Annotated in this window: 19 protein-coding genes; 12 read left to right on the forward strand and 7 right to left on the reverse strand. The window is 66.9% G+C overall.

The window, feature by feature from the left end:
* Nucleotides 1-6: 6 nt before the first annotated feature.
* Both FOJ82_RS14820 and FOJ82_RS14825 read right to left on the reverse strand, forming a co-directional pair.
* Entirely contained in the window at nt 7-981 is a 975-nt protein-coding gene (locus tag FOJ82_RS14820; protein WP_143939257.1) for an ERCC4 domain-containing protein, read from the reverse strand.
* Nucleotides 982-1,095: 114 nt separating this feature from the next.
* Nucleotides 1,096-1,902 carry a helix-turn-helix transcriptional regulator gene (locus FOJ82_RS14825; RefSeq protein WP_342780597.1) on the reverse strand — a complete coding sequence of 269 codons (807 nt, stop codon included), beginning with the start codon at nt 1,900-1,902 and terminating at the stop codon, nt 1,096-1,098.
* On the opposite strand from FOJ82_RS14825, the gene FOJ82_RS14830 reads away from it, so the two are divergent.
* Nucleotides 1,865-2,620 carry an alpha/beta fold hydrolase gene (locus FOJ82_RS14830; protein ID WP_143939259.1) on the forward strand — a complete coding sequence of 252 codons (756 nt, stop codon included), beginning with the start codon at nt 1,865-1,867 and terminating at the stop codon, nt 2,618-2,620. The two genes, FOJ82_RS14825 and FOJ82_RS14830, sit on opposite strands and share 38 nt — an antisense overlap.
* A gap of 48 nt (nt 2,621-2,668) precedes the next feature.
* Here FOJ82_RS14830 and FOJ82_RS14835 read toward each other — a convergent pair whose 3' ends face one another.
* The 3 genes from FOJ82_RS14835 to FOJ82_RS14845 all read right to left on the reverse strand — a co-directional run bounded on the left by FOJ82_RS14835 (nt 2,669) and on the right by FOJ82_RS14845 (nt 4,035).
* Nucleotides 2,669-3,187, reverse strand: a complete 519-nt coding sequence (locus FOJ82_RS14835; protein WP_143939260.1) for an SRPBCC family protein — start codon at nt 3,185-3,187, stop codon at nt 2,669-2,671.
* The gene (locus FOJ82_RS14840; protein WP_143939261.1) at nt 3,184-3,555 is read right to left on the reverse strand and encodes an ArsR/SmtB family transcription factor; all 372 of its coding nucleotides are present in this window, start codon (nt 3,553-3,555) and stop codon (nt 3,184-3,186) included. Before FOJ82_RS14840 ends, FOJ82_RS14835 begins: the two co-directional genes overlap by 4 nt.
* 63 nt (nt 3,556-3,618) lie before the next feature.
* On the reverse strand, nt 3,619-4,035 hold the full coding sequence (locus tag FOJ82_RS14845) for an HIT family protein (RefSeq protein WP_143939262.1): 417 nt from the start codon (nt 4,033-4,035) through the stop codon (nt 3,619-3,621).
* Between the two features lie 122 nt (nt 4,036-4,157).
* Here FOJ82_RS14845 and FOJ82_RS14850 point away from each other — a divergent pair, with 122 nt between their 5' ends.
* From FOJ82_RS14850 to FOJ82_RS14885, 8 genes are all read left to right on the forward strand, one after another.
* On the forward strand, nt 4,158-4,736 hold the full coding sequence (locus FOJ82_RS14850; RefSeq protein ID WP_143939263.1) for a hypothetical protein: 579 nt from the start codon (nt 4,158-4,160) through the stop codon (nt 4,734-4,736).
* 303 nt (nt 4,737-5,039) lie between these two features.
* Nucleotides 5,040-7,148 carry an alpha-galactosidase gene (locus FOJ82_RS14855; protein WP_143939264.1) on the forward strand — a complete coding sequence of 703 codons (2,109 nt, stop codon included), beginning with the start codon at nt 5,040-5,042 and terminating at the stop codon, nt 7,146-7,148.
* Between the two features lie 25 nt (nt 7,149-7,173).
* Nucleotides 7,174-8,508 (forward strand): ABC transporter substrate-binding protein, encoded by a 1,335-nt coding sequence (locus tag FOJ82_RS14860; RefSeq protein ID WP_143939265.1) that lies wholly within the window; start codon nt 7,174-7,176, stop codon nt 8,506-8,508.
* Nucleotides 8,509-8,567: 59 nt separating this feature from the next.
* Entirely contained in the window at nt 8,568-9,485 is a 918-nt protein-coding gene (locus FOJ82_RS14865) for a carbohydrate ABC transporter permease (protein WP_185975827.1), read from the forward strand.
* On the forward strand, nt 9,482-10,348 hold the full coding sequence (locus tag FOJ82_RS14870) for a carbohydrate ABC transporter permease (protein ID WP_143939266.1): 867 nt from the start codon (nt 9,482-9,484) through the stop codon (nt 10,346-10,348). Before FOJ82_RS14865 ends, FOJ82_RS14870 begins: the two co-directional genes overlap by 4 nt.
* A gap of 41 nt (nt 10,349-10,389) precedes the next feature.
* Complete coding sequence (locus FOJ82_RS14875; RefSeq protein WP_185975828.1) at nt 10,390-11,436, forward strand: LacI family DNA-binding transcriptional regulator; 1,047 nt, start codon at nt 10,390-10,392, stop codon at nt 11,434-11,436.
* Nucleotides 11,437-11,610: 174 nt separating this feature from the next.
* Complete coding sequence (locus tag FOJ82_RS14880) at nt 11,611-15,873, forward strand: LamG-like jellyroll fold domain-containing protein (RefSeq protein ID WP_143939267.1); 4,263 nt, start codon at nt 11,611-11,613, stop codon at nt 15,871-15,873.
* 104 nt (nt 15,874-15,977) lie between these two features.
* Nucleotides 15,978-16,520 (forward strand): pyridoxamine 5'-phosphate oxidase family protein, encoded by a 543-nt coding sequence (locus tag FOJ82_RS14885; protein WP_143939268.1) that lies wholly within the window; start codon nt 15,978-15,980, stop codon nt 16,518-16,520.
* Nucleotides 16,521-16,838: 318 nt separating this feature from the next.
* Here FOJ82_RS14885 and FOJ82_RS14890 read toward each other — a convergent pair whose 3' ends face one another.
* A complete protein-coding gene (locus FOJ82_RS14890) occupies nt 16,839-17,375 on the reverse strand; it encodes a nucleosidase (protein ID WP_143939269.1) in 537 nt (178 codons plus the stop codon).
* Nucleotides 17,376-17,447: 72 nt separating this feature from the next.
* On the opposite strand from FOJ82_RS14890, the gene FOJ82_RS14895 reads away from it, so the two are divergent.
* From FOJ82_RS14895 to FOJ82_RS14905, 3 genes are all read left to right on the forward strand, one after another.
* Complete coding sequence (locus FOJ82_RS14895) at nt 17,448-17,843, forward strand: (deoxy)nucleoside triphosphate pyrophosphohydrolase (RefSeq protein ID WP_143939270.1); 396 nt, start codon at nt 17,448-17,450, stop codon at nt 17,841-17,843.
* Nucleotides 17,844-17,862: 19 nt separating this feature from the next.
* Nucleotides 17,863-20,952 carry a DEAD/DEAH box helicase gene (locus FOJ82_RS14900; protein ID WP_246099906.1) on the forward strand — a complete coding sequence of 1,030 codons (3,090 nt, stop codon included), beginning with the start codon at nt 17,863-17,865 and terminating at the stop codon, nt 20,950-20,952.
* A gap of 402 nt (nt 20,953-21,354) precedes the next feature.
* On the forward strand, nt 21,355-22,686 hold the full coding sequence (locus FOJ82_RS14905) for an ISL3 family transposase (RefSeq protein ID WP_143939297.1): 1,332 nt from the start codon (nt 21,355-21,357) through the stop codon (nt 22,684-22,686).
* A 206-nt stretch (nt 22,687-22,892) separates the two neighbouring features.
* Here the strand turns inward: FOJ82_RS14905 and FOJ82_RS14910 are convergent, their stop codons facing one another.
* On the reverse strand, nt 22,893-23,993 hold the full coding sequence (locus FOJ82_RS14910) for a fibronectin type III domain-containing protein (RefSeq protein ID WP_342780599.1): 1,101 nt from the start codon (nt 23,991-23,993) through the stop codon (nt 22,893-22,895).
* Between the last annotated feature and the right edge of the window lie 19 nt (nt 23,994-24,012).

Raw genomic sequence — 24,012 nt, forward strand, 5'->3', positions numbered from 1 at the left:
TCGGGGTCAGGTGTCGTTCGGTAGGTGCGCTGCCACATAGGCGGCGACGAGTTCGGGCCGGATGCGACCCTTGTCGCCGACCTCGTACCCCGCAGCCTTCGCCCACGCTCGCACCACCGCGGGCTTCGGGGGTTTCGGCTCTGGCGCGGGGGCGCCGTCGAGTTCCCCGAGTGGCCGCTCGGTGTCTCCTGCCAGCGCGGCCTCGTTCAGGCTCGCGGCGAGGAATCGGTAGGTCCACTCCTGCGCCAGCTGGCGGGTCTCGGCGAAGATGATGGGCACCGTCGGGAAGCGGGCCTGGGCCTCGGCGATGGCGTCGGCGACGACCGCGGGCCGGACGAACTTGAGGTCGAACACCTTGGAGTAGCGGTCCTCGACGACGATCGCTGCCCGCGGTAGCCCGGCCAGGGCGGCCAGCAGATAGTTGCCCTTCCCGCTGGTCAGCGTGGCGACGAGGTCCTGGAGGGACTTGCGCTCCACCGAAGCCACCAGTGCGCCGTCGGCCTCGACAGCGTAATCACCGGCGGGCAGGGGTGCCTTGCGGGTCAGCGCCTGCTGGTGGGTGAACTTCCAGGCGTAGCGCTCATGGACGTCGACGACGATCTCCAGTTCGTCGAGCCCCTGCGCCCGGGCGGTGGGGACACGGACGTTGGGTCGGGCCTGCTTGGTGGTGCGGGCCGACTGCCAGAAGATCATCTCCCTGCCGCGAGCCACGGTGAGGACGAACTGGGAGCGGTTCTCGCGGCCACGGTCGAGGACCAGGTCGATGGCCGCGCCCCGCTTGGTGCACGAAGTCGTTGGCACCTGTTCGAGGATCTCCGGATCCTCCGGCCACGAGGCCCGATGGCAGTAGACCTTCGACGTGCGGGGCCACATCTCGCGGACCTTCAGCACGATCCCGTCGACGCCCAGCGGGATCCGGACCAGGTAGGGCAGCGAGGTGCCCTCCTCCGGGTTCCGAGCGATCACGAAGTCATCGGCCACGCGGCCAGCCTAGTGGAACGGTGACTGACGGGACCCCTGGTGGGCGGGGAGCCGGATGGCTGCAGTCCCGGGTTTCGGGCGGATACTGCCGCGAGCCCCACGTACCAGTACGGATCACTCCCGACCGTAAACCGGCCTCGCGTTCGCCGGTGGCTCGCCGACCTCGCCGACGGTGTGGCCGCTGCAGGCCGTCCTGGTCACGCTGGCGCGCTCGATGCGCGATACGGTGAACCAGCGCATGGCATCGCGCAGGCGGCACCACGCGACCAGGTACCACTGGCCGCCCGTGGAGGCGAACAGTACGGGTTCGACGTCGCGGGTTGTGGTCGTGCCCCGCCCCGATGTGTAGCGGATGCGGACCACCCGCTGCTCGGTCATCGCCTCCTCGAGCGCCGACCTGGTGGCGCGCGAAGCGGTGGGAGGCGCGTTGACCCAGACGCGGTCGGCCAGTTCCTCTGCCCGTGCCCGTGTCCCGGGGTCGAGGCGGTCCAGGATCTTGCGGACCCCGGCCGTTGCCAGGTCGGAGTAGGGCGCGTCAGGTGCGGCGGCCACTGCCGCCATGAGCGCCACGGCCTGCGCCGGGGACAGGCTGACCGGCTGCAACGTCGCACCCATCGCCAAGCCGTAGCCTCCGCCCGGGCCGGGACGCGACCAGACCGGCGCGCCGCTGCTGTCCAGCGCAGCGAGGTCTCGCTTGACCGTGCGCACGGAAACGCCGAACTCATCCGCCAGCCGCTCGGCTGAAACGCCCCGGGACCCGCTTCGCCGTAGCGTCTCGGACAGGGCGTGGAGTCGCTCCGCCCGCTTCACCGCCCAGCCCTCGTCGAATTCATGACACAAATGGTGACACACGGCTGTCCTTGGCGTCAGAGAAGGTGGAGGCATGACAACCAACATGAGCGCTCCGACCATCATTCTCATCGCCGGCCACTGGTTGGGCGCCTGGGCTTGGGACGAGGTGCTCGAACACCTCGACAACGGCCACACCCGTGCAACCGCGATGACGCTCCCCGGCCTCGACGGGGACGACCCGGAGCGTACGACGAGAACCCTCGACGACCAGAGCGCGGCCGTGGTGGACCTCCTCACCCGACTCGGGGTGTCCGAGGACCATCCCGCGACGATCGTCGCCCACAGTGGGGCGAATGGCCCCGTCAGTCTGGTCCTCGACAGGCACCCCGAGCTTGTCCATCGGGTGGTGTGGGTGGACTCGGGTCCTGTGGCGGCGGGCGGCGCCTTCGCCCCGGACCTCCCGGCTGGGGTCGAGGAACTGCCACTGCCGCCCTTCGAGGTCCTAGGGCAGCAGGCGAGCCTCGAAGGCCTGAGCGCAGAGGTCCTCGAGCGGTTTCGCTCCCGGGCGGTCCCCGAGCCGGGCACCGTGCTCCGCCAGAGCGTGGAGCTCACCGACGAAGCCCGCCGAGAGGTCAGCACCACCCTGGTGTGTTGTTCGATCCCCGGGGCGCAGGTACTGGAACTGGCAAGGGCCGGACATCCCATGTTCGCCGAGGTCGCGCACCTCAGGCACCTCGACGTCGTGGACCTGCCGACGGGGCACTGGCCCATGTGGAGCCGTCCGGGCGACCTCGCCCAGATCATCCAGGCAGCGGCAGGCGGCAGCGCGCCTGCGGCCAGCGCCTGACCAGTGGCCGAACCTCGGAGGAGCACGCCCGAAGCTGGCGTTCTGAGGTCAGGCGAACAACTCCCTGTAGTGCTCCTTGAGGGCTGGGTAGTAGTCGTCGAAGTCGATGTCGGCGGGATCGGCCCCGGTCTCGGCAAGCATCAGGCGGTCCAGGTAGTACTGCCAGCCGGGTCCCACGCCTTCGGCCAACTGCGCGTCGGGAACGCTCTGAGCGAAGGTCAGGGTGGTCACGCCATTTGCCTCCACGAGGTCGATCCGGAAGTCCCAGACCTGCGGCCCTTCTTCGGATGGCGACGTCGACGTCACGCGCAGGCGGTGGGGCGCATCGCACTGGTGGATCGCCATGTGCTCCTCGGGGATCTCGTCGCCCTCGAAGAGCATCCTGAACCAGACCTCGCCGTCGGCCGGGTCGCCGCGCCAGGAGCCGATCCAGCGGGCGAGCCTGCCGGGGTCGGTGACGGCGGCCCAGACGTCCTCGGCTGGGGCACGGAAGGTGCGAGTGAACTCGACGAAGTCCTGGCCGTCGTGCACCTGCTTGGTGCCGCGGTCGGAGGTTGGGGTGATCATCCTGTCTCCTTGTGCTCGTGGGTTGCGGTGCTTGGTGCACGTTCGCGGTCGTGGCCGGCGCGTCGGACCTCGAGGTCGAGCCTGTCGAGGGTGTGCTCCGGGATCCTCGGGGTGCTGGTGGTGGTGAGGCTCTCCAGCAGCGCGCGGACCGGCTCGAGGCCGTCGGTCACGAGGCGGTAGTGCCGCTCGCGCCCGACGTCGTCGGCCTCCACCAGCCCGGCCGTGGCGAGCACCCGGAGGTGTTTGCTGATCGCCGGGCGGCTGACCGCGTGGTCCCCGGCCAGGTCCACCACGCGGGCGGGGCCCCGGCTGAGCCGCAGCAGCAGCGCCCGGCGCACCGGATCTGCGATCGCAGCGAACGTGTCCATGCATCAATTAGTAACTTTGCGGTTACCAAATGTCAAGGGTGTCGGACCACGGGTCGCGGAAACTCAGTCCAGCGCCCGGCGCAACCGCTCGGCGTAGGCGGCGGCCTCGCCGTCGTCGTACTTGGTGCGTGGCCAGAAGAAGCCGCGCAGGCCGTCGCCCTTGGTGCGGGGCACCACGTGCACGTGGAGGTGTGGCACCGACTGGCTGACGACGGTGTTGACCGCCGTGAAGCTGCCCTGCGCGCCCAGCCCTTCCCGCATCGCGACGGCGAACCGCTGGACCGTGCTGAACAGCGGGACCAGCAGCTCGGCGGGGAGGTCCTCGAGCGTGTCGAAGTGCGTCGTCGGGCAGACGAGCACGTGGCCCTTGAACACGGGCCGGTGGTCCAGGAACGCGACGACGTGCTCGTCGCGGTGGACGACCTCGGCCTCCACCTCGCCCGCGACGATCCCGCAGACGAGGTCAGACGGTGCGCTCATGGCTCCATCCTGCCGGATTCCCAGCATCCGCCCAGCCGGTTCACAGCTTCCTGCCAGCAGCGGGATCGACGGTGGAGGTGTCGGACAGGTCTCCGACGGGGAACCAACCGGAAGGAAAGACCATGAGGAACAAGGCAATCATCGGGATCTCCGCGGCGGCGATGGCCGCGGGGCTGGGGTTCGGCGTCGGTCAACTGGCCAGCGCAGAGGACGAGACCACGCCGACGCCCACCGCGACGTCGAGCCAGAGCGAGGTCTGGGGCCACGCGCCCGGTGGCGTCGGCGAGCGGGGCTGGGGGAACGGCCCTCGCGCGGAAATGGGCCTCGACATCGAGGCGCTCGCCGAGCAGCTAGGTGTGGAGGAGACCGCGCTTTCGGAGGCGGTCGAGGCGGCCCGCGAGGCGATGTTCGCCGACGGAAGGCCGACCGGGCAGACCGCTGAGGAACGCGAGGCCGCCCGGGAGGAGCGCCACTCCGAGTTCGCCGCTGGGATCGCGGCCGAGCTCGGCCTCGACGAGGCGGACGTGCTTGCCGCACTCGAGGAGGTCGCCGCCGAACGCGTGGCCGCGCGGGCTGCGGACGACCAAGCGGTGCTCGACGAAGCAGTCAGCGACGGCACGCTCACCCAAGCTGAGGCCGACGCCGTCGCCAAGGCGATCGAGGAGGGGATCGTGCACGTTCGGGGAGGCCACGGCCGCTGATCCTGGCGCCGACGGTGGCCCTCTGCCACCGTCGGGGCCGGTGCCGCCGGAGCCCGCTGATACTGCTACCCGGAACTTTCCGCAGGGGGTCGTCTGAAGCGCGTCCTTCAGGATCCCGGTAGCAGAATCAGCGGGAACGGCGCGCCCGAGTCGATGCCGTCCGGCCGGTGGCTCCACTGCCAACCCCAACCCAGCCCAAGCACAACGGTTTTGATAACGATTTCACGATGATCTTGAAAGCGTTATCAAAACTGTGCTTCACTACTCGTGCACGTGACGAAGTAGAGATGCAAGGGAGGGATCGTGACGGCAATCCGCTGGGGACACGACGCGCTGGTGCTCGAGATCGGCCATGGTGCCGACGAACCGGTGGCGCTCCGCTCGGCGGAGGCCGGCGGCGTCCGGATGACGACGAGCGACCTCGTTCCGGTGGTGCAGGTCCTCACCTCGGACCACGGCCACGCCCTCGCGAGTTCCCGCCTGGGCATGTCGGAACTGGGGCAGTCTCTGCGACTCACGGACTTCCGGACAGGCTCCGAGGAAGGTCGCCACCACCTCGAGCTCGAGATGGCCACCACCGGTCTCGAGGTCGTCACCACCCTCGAGTCCTTCGACGGCGTCGCCGCCCTCACCGCCCGGACCACCGTCACCAACACGTCCTACGCACCTGTCACCCTCCTCGCGGTCAGCAGTTGGTCTGCCCCGCTCGGCAATCGTGAGGATCTCCCGGTCGGGAACACCGACTGGCGACTGCACCGCGCCCGCAGCGACTGGCTGGCAGAGAACCGGTGGGAGGACGTCGCCCTCGGCGAGCTCTTCCCGCGCATCTCGCAGCACCTCACCGGCCACCGCCCGCGCGGACAGGAGGCGATGGTCTCCACCGGCACCTGGTCCTCCGGCGAGTGGACCCCGGTCGCGGCCGCGAGTTCAGCGGACCAAGGCGTCGCCTGGGTGTGGCAGGCGCTGCACAACGGTGCCTGGCGCATCGAACTGGGCGAGGAGTACCGCGATTTCGAGGTGGCGGTCTCCGGCCCCAACCACATGGACCACGGCTGGAGCCGCACCTTGGTGCCGGGCGAGTCCTTCACCACGGTGCCGGCCGCGGTGGCGCTCGGCTCCGACCTGACGGACGCCGTCGCCGCCGTCACCGAGCTGCGCCGTCGGACCCGCCGGCCGCACGCGGACAACGAGTCGCTGCCGGTCATCTTCAACGACTACATGAACACGCTCAACGGCGACCCGACGACCGCCAAACTCATCCCGCTCGTTGACGCCGCGGCCGCGGCCGGTGCGGAGATCTTCTGCATCGACGCCGGCTGGTACGACGACTCCGGCTTCTGGTGGGACTCCGTCGGCGCGTGGCTGCCGTCCACCACCCGTTTCCCCGGTGGCCTCGGTGAAGTGGTGGAACGGATCAGCGGGCACGGCATGGTGCCCGGCCTGTGGCTCGAGCCCGAGGTGATCGGCGTGCGCAGCCCGCTGGCCGATCAACTGCCCGACGAGGCGTTCCTGCAGCGCGGCGGCCAGCGGCTGGTGGAGCAGGATCGCTACCACCTGGACTTCCGGCACCCGGCAGCAGTGGCCCACGTCGATGCCGTGGTGGACCGCCTCGTCACGGACTTCGGCGTCGGCTACTTCAAGTTCGACTACAACATCAACCCCGGTCCCGGGACCGACCACGCGAGCTGCAGCGTCGGTGACGGCCTCCTCGAGCACAACCGCGCCCACCTGGCCTGGCTCGACTCCGTCCTGGACCGACACCCGGCGCTGGTCATCGAGAACTGTGGCTCCGGCGCCATGCGCGCCGACGGTGCGCTCCTGTCCCGGCTGCAGCTGCAGTCCACCTCGGACCAGCAGGACCCGCTGCTCTACCCACCAATCACCGCCTCGGCGCCGATGAGCATGCTCCCCGAGCAGGCCGCCAGCTGGGCCTACCCGCAGCCGGGGATGTCGCCCGAGGAGGCGGCGTTCTGCCTCGTCACCGGGCTCCCGGGCCGCTTCTTCCTGTCCGGCTACCTCAACAACATGACAGAACCGGAGCTGGAACTGGTCCGCGAGGCCGTGGTGCTGACCAAGGAGATCCGGCACGACATCCGACGCTCCACGCCCGTCTGGCCGCTCGGCCTGCCCCGGTGGGACGACCCGTGGGTGGCCCTCGGCCTCGACGTCGACGACACCACGCTGCTGTTCCTCTGGCGACGCTCGGACGCCCCCGCCGCGGAACTGCGGCTGCCGCGCTTCGCGGGCCTCGACCCGCGGATCGAGACCGTGTTCCCCAAGAACCTCACGCCCTGGCAACTGGCGTGGAACGAGACGGACGGGGTGCTGCGCGTCGACGCAGATGCCGCCCCGGCCGCACGCATGATCCGGATCAGCCACAAGGGCGGATCCGGCCCCCGAGAGCTCGCCTGAGGCGAGTCGACCAAAGGAGATTCCAATGAAGAAGTCCCTGGTACGGGCGGCTGCGGTCGCCCTGACAGCGGGAGTCGCGCTGACGGCTTGCAGTGACCCTGGAGTGCAGGACCCGTCCAGCCCCACTGAGGGCGGGGGCAGCGCCGCCGCCGAGTGGCCGGCGGAGGACGCCAACCTTGACGGTGTCACCCTGACCATCTGGGCGGCTCAGAACTCGAACAAGACCGCGGACCCGGTCATCGCCGGATTCGAGGAGCTGACGGGCGCGACGGTCGAGGTCGTGACCATCCCCGATCCGTACGAGCAGGGTATCCAGACCAAGGTGGCCACTGGCGACAAGCCGGACCTCGCATTCTGGCAGCCCACCGAGTCCCAGCTCAACGCACTCAACGCCACCAACAACCTCCTCCCGCTCGATGGGGCACCGTGGCTCGACGCCATGGATCCGGCGCTGAAGGACCTGACCGGGTTCGTGGGCGACACCCGCTATGCCGCGCTGATCAGTACCCCGGCCGTGCAGGGCGTCTACTACAACAAGGAGGTGTTCGCCGAGGCGGGCATCACTGAGACCCCCGGCAACATCGAAGAGATGATCGAGCTCGCCCGCACCCTCGACGCCGACGGCGTCACCCCGTTCCACGAGATGGCAGCTGACCGCTGGGGCACCCAGTGGTGGGTCCAGATCCAACTCGCCAACGCTGCCAAGGACGGCCTGTGGGACCGGGTGAACGCGAACGAGGAGCAGTTCACCGACGAGACCATCATGACCGCCATCAACAACTACAAGGGCTGGATCGACGAGGGCCTGTTCAACGACGACATCAAGACCGCCACGTTCGAGGACCAGGGAGACGCCCTGCTGGCCGGCGATGCAGCCATGGTGGTGCAGGTGAACTCCTTCTTCGGTCAGCTGCAGGCCAAGGCCGACACCGCCGAACTCGACGAGAAGATCGGTTTCTTCCCGATCAGCCCCGAGGGTAACGTCGGCACCTCGATCCCAGACCAGTCCAACGCCGTCGTGGCGTTCAAGACCGGCGACGCCACCCAAGAGGCGGCTGCCAAGCAGTTCCTGTCCTACTGGCTGGGCGATGGCTACGCCGACTTCGTGCAGGCCGCAAACACCATCTCCCTGCAGCCCGACGTCTCCAACCCCGACGGCGTCCCGCAGGCGCTGCTGGACGTGCACGCGTCGTTGGCCGACTCGGTGGGGTCCATGCAGTCCCTCGCCGTGGCCAACCCGGACCTGTACATCAACCTGGCTGACATGATCCAGGGCACCAAGACCCCCCAGCAGGTGGGTGAGGCGACGCAGCAGCAGTTCGCCGAACTCGCCAAGGCCCTCGGCGCCGAGGGATTCTGATACTCCCGGGTGGGCGGTGACCCCCGAACCGCCCACCCGGTCTTCCCGGAAGGAAACCCATGTCCACGCTCTTCGCCGAGCCGACCCGCGCGGGACAGGCCGCCGGTCACGGGCGCCGCACGGACCACCCCGCGGTCTTCCTCGTGCCCGCGCTGGCGGTCCTCGTGGTGTTCTTCTTCGTGCCCACGCTGTTCAACTTCGTCTACAGCTTCACCGACTGGTCCGGCTTCAAGTCGGACATCAACTTCGCCGGGTTCGACAACTTCAGCTCCCTGCTCGGCAACGGGTCGCTCCTCAACGCATTGAAGGTCACGCTCATCTACGCCACGCTGGTGGCGGTCTTCCAGAACCTGTTCGGTCTCATGCTGGCGTTGCTGTTGGAGCGCGACACCTGGCTGAACCGCACCGCCCGGGTGCTGTTCTTCATTCCCGTGATCATGTCCGCCCTCGCCGTCGGATACATCTTCAGGGCGATTCTGAAACCCGACGGCTCCCTCAACGGCATCCTGTCGTTCATCACCGGCCTCGACGTGTCCATCGCCTGGCTCGGCAGCACGACCTGGACCATCCTCGTCGCGGCCCTGGTGCACTCCTGGAAGTGGATGGGCCTGTCGATGCTGATCTACCTCGCGGGACTCAAGACCATCAGCGAGGACGTGCTCGAGGCTGCGCGCATCGACGGCTCCAGCTGGTGGCAGACCTTCGTCCAGATCAGGTTCCCGCTGCTCGCCCCAGCCGTCACGTTCAACGTCGCAACCGCCCTGCTCGGCTCCATGAATGGCTTCGACGTGGTGCAGGCCCTAACCGAGGGCGGACCCGGCGGCACCACCGAACTGCTCAACATCTTCATCTTCCGCACCTTCGGTCAAGGGCTGTTCGCCCAGGCGACGACGATGAGCCTCATCCTGTTCCTCACCGTCACGCTGATCGCCTTCCCCGTCGTGCGCTACCTCCGCAAGAGGGAGGAAGTCCTATGACCGCCCACACCCCTACCAAGCCCTCCGTCGCCACCCGGCGCCGCATCAAGCCCGGACGGGTTGCGCACCAGTTGGCAGTCGTGGCCATCACGGCGCTCCTGCTCGGGGTCCCCTTCTGGCTGGTGGTGGTCACCGCCGGCAAGAACCAGGCAGAGGCGCTGAATCCGAACCTGGCGCTGCCCAGCCAGTGGCAACTGCTGGAGAACTTCGCGACCGTCTTCTCCGAGGGGCGGATGCTCGCGGGCTTCTTCGGCAGCCTTCTGATCATGGTGCCGTCAGTGGTGGGCGTGCTGATCCTCGGCTCGCTGGCCGCCTGGGTGCTGGCCCGTCGGGCTGAGCGGTGGATGGCGGTGCTGTACACGCTCGCCATCAGCGGCGTCGTGCTCCCGCCCGCCGTGGTGACCATCGTGCTGCTCCTGCGCCAGCTCGGCCTGGCGGGCACCGTGCCCGGGATGGTCGGCGTCTACATGGGCATGTACCTGTCCACGGCCATCTTCCTCATCACCGGATTCGTCAGGACCATCCCCGTGGAGCTGGAGGAGGCTGCCCGCGTCGACGGCGCCAAGCCGCTACGGATCTTCTTCACCATCATCCTGCCGTTGCTGGTGCCGGTGCTCGCCACCACCACGATCATGCTGTGCCTCTACATCTGGAACGACGTGTTCTACGCGCTGTTCGTGATCGGCGGCCGCGTGGACACGCTGCCCCTCAACCTTTTCCAGGTGGCCAGCGCCGGCCTCTACCTCAACAACTGGCACCTGATCTTCGCGTTCATCATCCTGATGAGCCTGCCGCTGCTGGTGACGTTCATCGTCGCCCAGCGGCGGATCGTCTCGGGCATCACGGGAGGTGCGGTGAAGTGAGGGTCACCAGGACGTCCACAGCCCCGCTACGCTTCGGGGTCATGGAGACCAGTGCGGCGGCGAGCGGGCAGGAACCTGCCGTTGCCGCCCGCGTGCCGGCCACCATGAAGGACGTCGCCCTGCTGGCGGGCGTCTCAGTGCCGACGGTGTCCCGATTCCTCAGCGGTAGCGCCAATGTCCGAGCCGACAAGCGCGAACGCGTCGCCGCCGCCATCCAGGAGTTGGACTTCACACCGAACGCCTCGGCGCGGGTGCTGGTCGGCGGCAAGCCGAAGGTGATCGCCGCGGTCGTGGGCAACACATCGCGCTACGGCTACGCCGAGACCATCCGCGGGCTCGAGGAGGCCGCCCGGGCCGACGGCTACGTCGTGACGTTCACCGTCATCGAGGAGGCCGACGAGGAGTCGCTGACCGCGGGCATCTCGCTCGTGCTCTCGCAGGCGATCGCCGGCGTGGCGGTCCTCAAGTTCGACCCGCCGGGCGTGGCCGCCATCAAGCGGATCCCCGAGTGGATGCCGGTGGTGGCGCTCTCGGGCGTGCGGGACACCGCCTACGCGCAGGCCGTGATCCGGGAGTCCGTGGCGGCCCGGCACCTGGTCGAGCACCTCCTGGAACTGGGCCACGAGACGGTGCACCACGTCCGGATCCCGCCGTCGCGCCGGGAGGACGGCCGCACCGCCGGTTGGCGGCGGGCGCTCAAGGATGCCGGCCGTGAGGTCCCGGAGGTGTTCGAGGCCAGTTGGGACCCGCAGTCGGGTCGCGACGTCGGGAACGTCATCGCGGAGCGGGATGACGTCACCGCCGTGTTCTGTGGCAACGACGAGATCGCCATGGGCGTGATGGCCGGGCTGCGGGACAAGGGGCTCCGGGTGCCCGAGGACGTCAGCGTCGTGGGCTTCGACGACCATCCGCTGTCCTCGCTGTGGCACCCCGCGCTGACCACCGCGCGCCAGGAGTTCGCGGACATGGGGCGCAACGGCTGGGAGCTGCTGAAGGAGCAGATCCACGGCGCCAAGGACCACCCGCTGGTCTCCTCGACCCCGGACGTGATCATCCGCGAGAGCACCGCCCCGCCCCGCGGCAACTGATCTGATAACGCTTTCAAAAAGCGGTTGACCTGACCCCAAACGCGTTGTAGCGTGGGCTTGAAAACGTTATCAAGGTCGATCACGAACCAAACCCCCAACCCCCGATCCCCCCTTCGCCACGGTGGCGGCAACCCGTTTTCGCCGGACAGAGAAGTTTCGACAGAGAGGTCTCCCATGCCATTTCCTACTGCCTCCAGCAGGGCCCGGGCCGCGGGCGTAGCGGCCCTCGGCCTGGCCCTGGTGGGTCCGCACCTCGTCCACGTGCCCATGGCCGTGGCGGAGGAGTCCCCCGACCCGCTGCTCCTGTACACGTTCGAGGGCGACGCTGCGGCCGCCACCATCGTCAACGAGGGCACCCTGGGCAGCGCGTTCGACGCCCGCGTCGTCGCTGCCGAGTCCCTGCCGCGCGGCACCGGCCCCACGGCGGAGCTCGGGGCGTCGGGCAGGTTCCCCGGCGGGGCGCAGAACACCTCGCAGGAGGGCAAGCCGTACCTGGAGATCCCCAAGGGCCTGTTCGACGGGATGGAGGCCATCACGGTCTCCACCTGGATCAACTGGAACGGCGCCAACGCCAACCAGCTGCCGTGGGCCTACATCATCGGCAGCGACGCCCTACCCGCCAACAACTGGGGTGTCTACTACCAGCCCAACGAGGGCGGCCAGTCCAAGGCGGTCGCGAACTCCGGCTCCGAGGTGAAGGCGGTGGCCAACGAGCCGCTGGCCTCGAACACGTGGGTGCACCTCACTAGCGTCGCGGACGGCGAGTCGCTGTCCTACTACATGAACGGCAGCCTGGTCTCCAAGGTGGCCGTGCCGCTTGACTTCACCAAGCTCGGCGAGCCGGACAGCACCCGCTCCGGGCTGATCGGCACCGTCCCCTGGGCCCCCCAGTGGGCCGCGCTCTTCGGCGGTGAGTTCGATGACTTCGCCGTCTACGGGGCCGCGCTGAACGCGGAGCAGGTCTCGACGCTGTTCACCGACTACGTGGGCGGTATCGCATCGGTGGAGGACTCGGTGTTCGAGGTCTCGACGCCGGCCTCGGTCAGCCCGCAGCTGCCCGTCACCGCGTCAGTGGTCACGGAGTCCGGGTTCGCCACCGAGGCGCCCATCGCCTGGGACCAGGTACCACCGTCGGAGCTCGCCACCCCCGGCAACACCTTCGAGGTGCAGGGGCGGATCTCCGGTTGGGTCGAGCCGCTGGTGGCTCGGGTCACTGTCGAGGAACGTCCGCTGCAGGACGTCGTCGTCGACTTCGCGCAGAACACCGGCGCATTCCGGGGCGGCGCCTCGGGCACCCTCTACGGCCTCGGCGACGAGCAGTCGCCCACGCAGGCGATCGTCAACGGCGCGGCCATGACCAACGTGTCCCAGAAGCCGCCCTACGGCACGCAGCACCCGGGCGGTGACGCGTTCAACATCGAGGACACGTTCTTCGACAAGCACGGCAAGGACCTGTACGTCTACACGCAGGACTACTACCCGGACTGGCCCTACAACCGTGGCGTGCGCCCGGGTGACGACAGGAACTACCTGCGCACGGACGGCATCCTGACCGGTGAGTACACCAACGACCCCAACGGTGTGTGGGACTACCTCGAGGTGCTGGAGATCGTGGTCGACGAGGTGGCCCGCGAGGCCACCAACCCCGAGAAGTACGTGTTCATCCCGTTCAACGAGGTGGACCTGCAGTGGCTGAACAGCGACTCCCTCTACGACCGCTACATGCACCAGGGTGGCCAGCCTGACAGCTACACCCCGAACGGCGAGACCGACTGGGAGGCGGCGTGGAACGTCATCACCGGCACCTACGCCAAGCATGGGCTGGAGCGGCCGCAGATCGCCGGCCCGGGTGATGCGGCGTGGCGCGGCGAGGCCAACATCAAGGCCTTCCTGGACATGGCCATCGAGACCGACACTGTCCCGGACATCTACGTCTGGCACGAGCTGCGCGGCTACCAGTGGCTGCCGGTCCGCGCGGGCCTGTTCCGCCAGTACGCGCAGGAGCTCGGCCTCACCGGGGACGAGGTCCCCGAGGTCAACATCACCGAGTGGGGCGCCTCCAGCGACATGAGCTCGCCGGCCAACCTGCTCCGCTGGTTCGCCAGCTTCGAGGCAGCCAAGGTGGACGCCCAGACCGCGTACTGGACCGCCTCCGGCACGCTCTCGGACAACTATGCCAAGGTCAACGCCGGAAACGGCGGCTGGTGGCTGTTCAAGTGGTACGGCGACCTCACCGGGTCCGACACGGTCAAGGTGGTCACCGGTGAGCAAAACGCCATCGCGGCCATCGACGAGGACGCCCGCCGGGCACAGGTGATCGTCGGCGGGCTCGCCAACGGCAACGACGGTGGACTACGGCTCACCGGCCTGGACACGGGTGTGTTCGGCTCCGCGGTGGACTTCGAGGTTCGTGAGAACCTGGTCAGCGGCACCGACGGCATCGCCGCCGCGCCGCGGCTGGTGGCTGCCGGCAACGACGTCGTGCTGACGGACGGCCAGCTGCAGCTTCGCATCCCGTCACGGAACGACAGCAGCACCTACCAGGTCATCATCACCCCAGCCAGCGACGCCGACCCGGAGGCCGCGCTCGCGCAGCAGTCGGGCCGCTACCTCCTCGAAGCCGAGCAGGGGTTCCTCACCGACGCCCAGGTCCGCACCCCCAGCGGCTACCGCGCCTCCAACAACCGCGACGTGGCAGGCTTCGCCGCGGTGGGTTCGCGCGCTGACTGGACCGTCGACGTCGCCGAAGCCGGCCGCTACCGGCTGCAGGTGCTGGGGGCCACGCCCGGCGTCGTCGCGCAGCACGCGCTGTTCGTCGACGACGAGTTCGCCACCACCGTCACCTACGGCGCCAACGCCATCAAGCCCAGCAACGTGGCGACGGTGGCCCGCGGCAGCGCGGAGGTCTACGTGGACCTGGAGGCCGGTGAGCAGACCCTGAGCCTGCGCGCCAGCCAGGACGGTGCGGACCTCATGCCCGGCGCCGGCGAGGCCGGGGGAGTCACCCTGGACCGCTTCGAGTTGGTCCGCGTCGGAGACGCCGCCAACACCGAGGAGCTGACCTACCCGGCCAGCACCTTCCGGCTGTTCGAGGGCGCGGGCCTCGACGGCGGCAGCGCCGTCCTCACGGCCGGCCAGCGCGCGGACGTGTACCTCTCCAACCACGAGTCGGGCTACTACGACCTGACCGCGGACTGGGAGGGCACTGACCTGGAACTGCGCGTCAACGGCCGCACCGCCGCCATCTTCGCCGACGGCGAGTCCACGGTCACGGTCCATCTGCCGGAGGGCATCACTGAGGTGGAGCTCTTCTCCGCCCAGGGTGCGAATGTGTCTTCGCTCAGCACCGTGCGCAACGAGGCGGCTGACGCCAACATCGTCCGCATCGAGGCCGAGGACCTGGACGTCGTGGAGCTGGGCGGCACCGCCCGGGTGGCGCAGTTCTCGTCGCAGCTCACCAATGGCACCAGTGCCTTTGTGCAAGGTCTGGGCATCACCGATGCCAACCCGGCCAACGAGGGCACGCTCACCATCCCGCGCCTTGCCGGCTTCGACGCCGCGGGCGAGTACGACGTCGTCATCCACTACTCGAACGACGACATCGAGGGCACGCACGACTACAACCCGCAGGTGGTTGACCTCGGGCTGCAGGCCAGCGAGGCAGGCACCGAGGGGTTGGCGGGGCGCACGACGTTCCGCTACACCTACGGCGCGCTCAACTTCTGGGAGGCGGTCATGCCGCTGACGTTGAGCACGGACGCGGGTGCCATCACCTTCGGCAACACCCGCTCGACGCTGTACATCGACGAGGGCACTGAGTGGGGCACGCATGACGACGTCATTCTGCCCGGCTACGCCATGGCGCCCGACGTAGACTGGTTGGCGATCGCGCCGTTCGTGGTCGGTGGTGCACCCGCACCGGAGCCGGAGCCCTCGGAGCCGGAGGAGCCGTCGGAGCAGCCGAGTGTGGAGCCGTCGCCCACTGCGACGGTGACGGTCACGGCGCCCGCCAAGCCCGGTGACTTGTACTCGACGCCTGGCTTCCACAACGTGAACGGACGCTGGTGGTACACCGAGTGTGAGCCGTACTCGCAGACCATCCGCTGCACGACGGAGATCTGGGCCAGCAGCGTCAAGGTGGAGGCCGGTCGGTTCGTGCAGACGAACGGGTGGGTGTTCAACAACCTCACCTACCTGCCCTTCATGAAGCGCGCGCAGTGGGCGAACAACCCGCTGGGAGTGGCTGGTGAATGGACGGCGTCGGACGGGCGTCGTTGGAAGACGGAGTGCGACACGGCCCAGACGGGTCGGGACGGGTGCCGTTCCTGGGTGTGGTCCAGCATTGTGGCCAGCAGTCAGGGTGCTGACGGTGTCTGGTCGCACCGGGTGACGGAGGATTGGGTGTTCAACAACATCGTCCGCTTCAAGGTGAGCTGACCCACCGGCACCTGAGCCTCGAAGGGCGCACGCCAGCGCCCTTCGAGGCTCACCCATGCTCCGAAGGAAGCCGGGCTACTTCCCTACCGGCAATACTGGACCCCATGGCACAGCAGTTCTCGGAGATCATCGACCGGCTCCAGAAGTTCATCGAGGCCCAGCACATCTACTTCGTGGCGACGGCGGCGAGCACGGGCCGGGTCAACGTCTCTCCGAAGGGCCTGGACTCGCTCCGGGTGCTGGGCCCCAACCGGGTGGTGTGGCTGAACGGCACGGGCAGTGGCAACGAGACCGCCGCTCACATCCTGGAGACCAACCGGATGACCATCATGTTCTGCTCGTTCGAGACCAAGCCGCTGATCCTGCGGCTCTACGGAACGGCCAAGGCCATCCACGTAGGCGAGCCGGGCTGGGATGAACTGCTGCCCCTGTTCCCGCCGATGAAGGGATCCCGCAACATCTTCGACGTCGAGGTCGACCTGGTGCAGACCTCCTGCGGTTTCGGTGTTCCGTTCATGGACTTCGTCGAGGACCGCGACACGATGGACAAGTGGTCACAGAAGAAGGGGGAGGGCGTGGTGGACTACCAGCAGGCGAACAACCACTTCAGCATCGACGGTTTCCCCACCGGCCTGCCCGTGGTTTGAGGCTGCGACCAGTTCGGTGATGCGGTTGACGGTGGCGGTGTCGGTTAGGAAGTTCTGGCCGAGTTCATGTCGGCCGGGTCGGGTTGCGCGCATGGGGGAGCTCCTGAGCCAAGAAGGGTGGGGAGCCGGACAGTGTGGAACCACCGCCCGGCGGGAGGCCGTGCGGCGCGAACGCGACACTGTTTCTGAGGAAGGGTTGCGGGTCCGCGCCGTCAGTGGCGGCGGGTCCGAACGAACATCATGCAGTTGCCCATGGACAAGACCGTATGCGCCGACGGCGTCGGAAGCCAAACGCGCGGTTGGCTGGGGAGCCGCTGGTCAGCGTCGGATGGCCGCGTAGGTCTCGGCGAGCGCTCGGGCGGAGACGTCGACGAGTTCCTTCCAACCTAAGGACTCCTCCGTGGCGGGGTCCGAGACGTGCTTGACCATCACCAGTTCCACGCCCAGCACCCGGCAGGCGTGGGCGATGGCGAACCCCTCCATGTCAACCAGCTGGCACCGCCCGATCAGTGCGTCCCGTTCCGGTCCGCCAGCGACGAACGAGTCCCCCGTGCCGAGAACCGGCCCGTCGCCGCTGAGCTCGATCCGCTCGTCGGGGGTGAGGCCGGCTGCGCGGAGGGCATCGGCGTTGAGGTCGCGGTTGATCACGGCGGACGGGCGCTGGATGCCGTGGATGCTTGGGTCGAGTGAACCCACCGAGCCCAGGTTCACCACGCGCGTGGGCTGGTGCTCCAGGATTGCCCGCGTGGTGGCGACGGCGGCCTGCGCCATGCCGATCCCCGTCAGCACCACGTTCACATCCGATGGGAGGTACTTGGCTTCCTGCCCTGCCGCGACGATCACGAGATCACTCATGCCCGAAACGGTAGCAATCGGGGCTCTGTGGATGTGTGCGACGTCATGAGCGCGGATGGCTACCGTGGGGCTGTGAAGAAGTCGATCGTGGTCGTCGGTGCCGTCATCGTCCGGGACAACAAGGTCCTCTGCGCCCAGCGTGGAGCGGGTGGGGCGCTGGCGGGGATGTGGGAGTTCCCGGGCGGCAAGATCGAGCCGGGCGAGTCGCCGCGGGAGGCGTTGCAGCGGGAGATCGACGAGGAACTGTTGTGTGAGGTGGTCGTCGGGCGTGAGGTGACCACCACCACGTATGAGTACGACTTCGGCATCGTGACGCTGACCACCTTCTACTGCGACCTGGTTGCTGGCACACCGCAGTTGACCGAGCACTCCGAGGTCCGGTGGGTTGACCCAGGTGATCTCGTGAGCCTGGACTGGGCCCCGGCGGACGTGCCGGCGGTGGAGTTGATCGCCGCAAGCCTGACGTAATCCTGCCATCCTGGGCTACGTGGGGAACATTAGGCAGCCAGAGGGTTTCTACGACGCGCTGATCACCCGAGCCTTGGCGCAGCGGATCAAGGAGTCGGGCTACGAGGTATCCGACTCCAAGATTGACACCGATGAATTGGCGGACCGACTATCAGAGCACTTCCGTACGGTCGTGGGTCAACGGTTGCGAGAGCTGAAGGAGAGGGACCGGCGTCCGTTGGTGGATGGCCTCCTCGCCGTCATCGGTGACGAGGGTGAGTTCATCGCCGATGACGAACCGCGAGTTCTCCATTCCCTCCTTGCGGCTGCTGAGCCGGGAAGGCCACAGCGATACCTCAACCCGCCCGAGACGCCGCTCGCGGACCTGGCGCTTCTTACGAATGCCCAGGGTGAACCGTCGATGGGGCATGAGGTGGGTTCGGAACTGGGCTCCGCTGACCAGGTGGAACTCCTCTGCGCGTTCATCAAGTGGTACGGGATCCGGACCCTGGAGAAGCCGCTCCGTAGCTTGCGGGAGCGGGGCGTACCCCTACGCGTCATCACCAGCACCTACATGGGTGCAACGGAGCGCGTCGCACTCGACCGACTCATCGATGAGTTCGGGGCAGAAGTAAGGATCAGCTACGAGAACAAGCGCACGAGGTTGCATGCCAAGGCATGGAGGTTCGTACGCAACACGGGGTTCGACACGGCATACGTCGGTTCCTCCAACCTATCCAGCGCGGCAATGCTCGACGGTGTTGAGTGGAATGTGCGCCTGACGTCGAGTGCCTCGCCAGACCTGCTGCGGAAGTTCGCCGCAACCTTTGACACCTACTGGAACGACCCGGCCTTTGAACCCTATGTTCCGGCTGACGGTGATCGCCTCGACGCTGCCCTTGCCAGAGCCAGGGGAGGGGAACGGCAGACCACCGCTGATCTTGTTTCTGGACTGGAGGTCCAACCCTGGCCGCATCAGGAGCTGATTCTCGAGGCGCTGGACGTTGAGCGCTACGTCCATGACCGGCATCGCAATCTAGTGGTAGCAGCGACAGGAACGGGCAAGACAGTGGTCGCTGCCATCGACTACAAACGACTGGGCGGATTCCTCGGTGAACGCCCGACCTTGCTATTCGTGGCGCACCGCAAAGAGATCCTCGAACAGTCGATGCGGACTTACCGCGAAGTACTGGCCGACGGGGGCTTTGGCGAGTTGCTTGTCGGAGGATTCCGACCCACCCACTGGCAGCACGTCTTCGCGTCCGTTCAGTCCCTGAACCAAGATGTGCTGTCCTCGATCGATCCCAAGGGCTTTGACGTCGTGGTTATCGATGAGTTCCACCATGCCGAAGCTGCGAGCTACCGTCGCATCCTCGAGCACTTTGAACCGCGCGAACTCCTCGGCCTCACTGCAACGCCTGAGCGTGGCGACGGCGTAGACGTCCGCTCCTTCTTTGAGGGCCGATCAGCATATGAGCTCCGCCTTTGGGATGCACTGAGCTCGGATCTGTTGAGCCCCTTCCACTACTTCGGGATCGCTGACACCACGGACTTGAGCGCGGTCCCTTTCGCGCGAGGCCGATACCAAGTGGGTGACCTTTCAGGCGTGTTCACGGGTAACGACGCCCGCTCACGCATCATCCTCCAGGAGCTCAAGAAGAAGGTTGGGGAGCCTCACCGGATGCGCGCGCTGGGCTTCTGCGTCGATGTGAAGCACGCCCAATACATGGCCGAAGTGTTCAAGAGCGCCGGGCTCCCCGCTCAGGCTGTCCACGGGGAGACGCCGGCCGCAGAACGCAAGCTGGCGGTAGAGCGGCTGAAACGCCGGGAGGTTGTGGCCCTGTTCACCGCGGATCTGTTCAACGAGGGGGTCGACATCCCTGATGTTGACACGCTCCTGTTCCTGCGCCCGACCGAGAGTTCCACGATCTTCCTCCAGCAGTTGGGCAGGGGACTACGCCGGACCGCAGACAAGCCAGTCCTTACCGTCCTCGATTTTGTCGGGCACCATCGCAAGGAGTTCAACCTTGCACAGAGGTACCGTGCGGTCGTCGGAGGGTCCCGCAAGGCGCTGAAAGACCAGGTCGAGAGGGGCTTCCCGTACCTGCCGGCTGGCTCTCAGATCATCCTCGATGAGGTCACACAAAAGCAGGTGCTCGAGAACATCAGGTCTCAGATCGCAACTCGCTGGAAGCACTTCCTAGAGGAACTGAGGGCTGTTGGCGACGTGGATCTCAACTCGTTCCTCAGCCAGACCGACATCGAGTTGGCTGATCTCCTCCATAAGGGCTCCTTCACCCAGCTCCGCCGTGAGGCACACCTCAAGACTCACCCGGGAGGGGCGCATGAGAAGCACCTGCTGGGGAGGCTGAAGGCGCTGGCTCACGTCGATGACGTGGACAGGCACAGCGCGTACCGAACTCTGTTGAGTGACACTGCCCCCAGGCGAGGCGAGTTGGATGAGGAGTGGGGAACCTGGGCCAGCATGCTCTTCTTCTCCCTCTGGCCGAATGGCGGGGGCTTCCAGAGTGTTGAGCAGGGACTAGAGGCCTTGCGAAGCGAGCGGGCGTTCCGGGCCGAGGCAACCCAAGTGCTCGATTGGGCGCTTGAACGAGCCGGGCACGTAGCGCGTCCTCTGGAGGGCCGTTTGGTGGAGACGCCGCTTCGGTCTCACGCTCGCTACACGCGAGAGGAACTGGCCGCGGCCTTGCAGTACGCCACGCTAAAACGGCCCCCAGCCAACCTTCGGGAGGGCGTGTTCTATGGGCAGGAGCTGAACGTCGACGCACTCTTGGTGACGCTGGTGAAGTCAGAGAAGCACTTCTCCCCGACGACGATGTACCGCGACTACGCCATCAACGCGACGCTGTTCCACTGGGAGTCTCAGTCCCGGACCTCCGTCGACTCGCCCACGGGGCAGCGCTACCTGAACCAGCGTACGAACGGTACCGAAGCGGTTCTATTCGTGCGCTCTACGGGCACTTGGGAGTTTGGAAAGGGTGCTCCGTACACGCTCCTTGGTGATGTCGACTTCGTTGATCACCGGGGGGAGAAACCGATCGCCATCACTTGGAGACTCCGGCGTCCGATGCCGACCGAGATCCTGCAGGAGGCAAGTGCAGTGAGTTGAGCGGGATGCGGGCCGCCTAGTACGGGAAAAAGGGCGTGCCGGAAAACAGCACCGTCTCCTGAGTTCACACCGTAGGCGGATTCCGGCGGGATTCACCGACATCGATGCTTGTCACGACGATTTGCGGGGTGTAGCTGGGGCACTGGCTAGAAGTGTGGAACTCAGGTAGTACGGGAAAAAGGGCGTGCCGAAAACAGCACCGTCTGAACGGCCTCCAGGTACGGCGTCTGGTGAGCCGGGTAGGGACATGGTCTGCGGGAGTGGAAAGACCTGCTGCCTACCCCGCAATCCGGCTCTTCCCATTTGAGAGTGGGACTGCGTTGGGCGGGTGAGTGGATGTAGGGAGCCTTGCCGCTGGGAGGATGTGAGTGTCTACGTCACTTCTCTCAACGAACAAGGCTCATGTCTGACGCTACCTCACCGATCCCTGTCGTGCCCGCGATCACCGCCGCGAACCTCGACACGTTCGCCCGCGTTGACGTCCTCGGGTTGGAGGTCCAGGCGCAACAGGTGTGGCCCGACAAGACCATCTTGTTCTGCAAACCGACGCTGCCTGACAACACCTGCCCGGACTGCGGCCGCCTGGGTGGCTGGCATGACACGTTCTCTCGTTGGTTCACCCACTTGCCGGTCGGGAGGGCCGCGACGAAGCTGCAGGTCTCGGCGCCACGGTATCGGTGCCGGAACTGCGGCAAAGTGTGGCGGCACCGGCTCCGGACAGTTGCGGAGCCGCGGTCGAAGCTGACTCGCTCAGCGGTGTGGTGGGCACTGCAGGAAGTGGTGCTGGACCATTCCTCGATCAGCGCCGTGGCCGCAGTGCTGCAGTCCGCCTGGGGCACCGTCCACGACGCCGTCACAGAGCTCGGCCAGCAGGTCCTGATTAACCACCCTGAACGGCTCGACGGGGTGAAGGTGATCGGGGTCGACGAGCACTGTTGGCGCCACACCCGCCACGGTGACAAGTTCGTGACGGTGGTCATCGACCTCACTCCCATTAGGGACGATACCGGTAGATCACGCTTGCTGGACATGGTCGAGGGCCGATCCAAAGAGGTGTTCAAGTCCTGGCTCGAGGCGCAGACTCCTGAGTTCAGAGCGGGGGTGGAGATCGTCGCGATGGACGGGTTCACCGGTTACAAGTCCGCCACCGCCGAGGCCGTCCCTGACTCGACCACGGTAATGGATCCATTCCATGTTGTCGCTCTCGTCGGTGACAAACTGAACCAGACCCGGCAACGAGTCCAACGTGAACTCACCGGCGGCCGTGGCCGCAAAAACGATCCCCTCTACAAAGCCCGCCGGCTCCTCCACACCGGCATCGGTCTGCTCACATCACGGCAGAACATCCGTCTCGACGCCCTGTTCGCAGTCGAGGACCACGCCGAGGTTGAAGTCACCTGGGGTGTCTACCAGAACATCATCGCCGCCTACCGCGACAAGGACCGGGCGGCCGGTCGAGCAGCGCTTTCGAAGTTGATCGACTCGATCAAGGCCGGCGTCCCCAAGGGGCTGGCTGAACTCGCTCAGCTCGGCCGGACCCTGCACAAGCGTCGTGACGACATCCTGGCGTTCTTCGACCATCCCGGCACCAGCAACGGACCCACGGAAGCCATCAATGGCCGCCTCGAGCACCTCCGCGGCATCGCCCTCGGGTTCCGAAACCTGACCAACTATAGGCTCAGGTCACTCCTCGAAGCAGGCGGATTCAGACCCCAACTCCACTCTCATCTGTGAAGAGCCCGCAATCCCTGCGATGGCTGCAGTGGGTAGCGGGGCCCCTCGGTGTCGAGCTTGAACGGCCTCCAGGTACGGCGTCTGGTGAGCCGGGTAGGGACATGGTCTGCGGGAGTGGAAAGACCTGCTGCCTACCCCGCAATCCCTGCGATGGCTGCAGTGGGTAGCGGGGCCCCTCGGTGTCGAGCTTGGCTGGTGGGCTGGAGTTACGTGAAGCGGACCATGTTGTTGAAGATCTCCTTCTTGACCCAGCGGAAGCCGCGGTCTCCAGTAGCCGTTACGTAGGACTCGATGACGCTGGCCTCGACGTAGGAGCGGCAGCCGTTTCGGCCAGTGGTGGAGGTGTCGCATTCGGTGCGCCACTTCCTGCCGTCGTCGGCTGTCCAAGTGACTTGTCCACCAAGGACTCCGTAGGCGGCTAGTGGGTTGGTGGTCCACTGGCTCCGAGGGGAAGCGACATAGGTGAGGTTGTTGAATACCCAGCCCGTAACTTGGACGAACTTCCCATTGGGTTGGGTGACCTGCGTTGCCCTGATCTCCGTGGTGCAGCGCGTGACCGTAGAGGAGTACTTGTTGCAGGTGGTCCGCCAGTCTCGACCATTAATGTGGTGCGTTCCCGGTGTGGTGTAGACATCAAAGACCGGTGGGGCTGGAGCTGTCGGCGCCTTCGGTGTCACTGGCTTGGAGCGAGCCGATGCTGGGCTGGCTCCGAGCTTGTTGGCGGCCTGGACCGTGAAGGTGTAAGCGGTGCCGTTGGTGAGTCCGGTGAAGGTGACGGTGGTGGTGTTGCCGTCCACGGTCTTGGTGAGGTTCCCGGGCTGTGCAGTGACGGTGTAACCCGTGATTGGTGAGCCGTTGCTCGCCGGTGCCTGCCAGGTGACGACGGCCTGCTGGCTGCTGCCGGAAGTGGCAGTCGGACGTGCCGGTGTGGCGGGAGTTCCAGCTGGGGTCACGGGCGCGGAGGCAGCCGATGCTGGGCTGGTTCCGATCTTGTTGGCGGCCTGGACCGTGAAGGTGTAGGCGGTGCCGTTGGTGAGTCCGGTGAAGGTGACGGTGGTGGTGTTGCCGTCCACGGTCTTGGTGAGGTTCCCGGGCTGTGCAGTGACGGTGTAACCCGTGATTGGTGAGCCACCATCACTGTCTGGGACTCTCCAGAAAACCTCAATGGACCCGTTGGAAGGTTCTGAGGTAACGCCTAGCGGGGCGCTCGGTGCTGTGTCGGCGGGGGTGTTGGTGATTGTGAGTTTGGTGGGGTGCTCGTGGAATGTGGAGTCGTCGTTGCCGAGAGAGTCCTCCAGTGGGTAGATCTTGACGGTCCAGTCACCG

It is taken from the genome of Tessaracoccus rhinocerotis, from assembly GCF_007197885.1.
Lineage (GTDB): Bacteria > Actinomycetota > Actinomycetes > Propionibacteriales > Propionibacteriaceae > Arachnia > Arachnia rhinocerotis.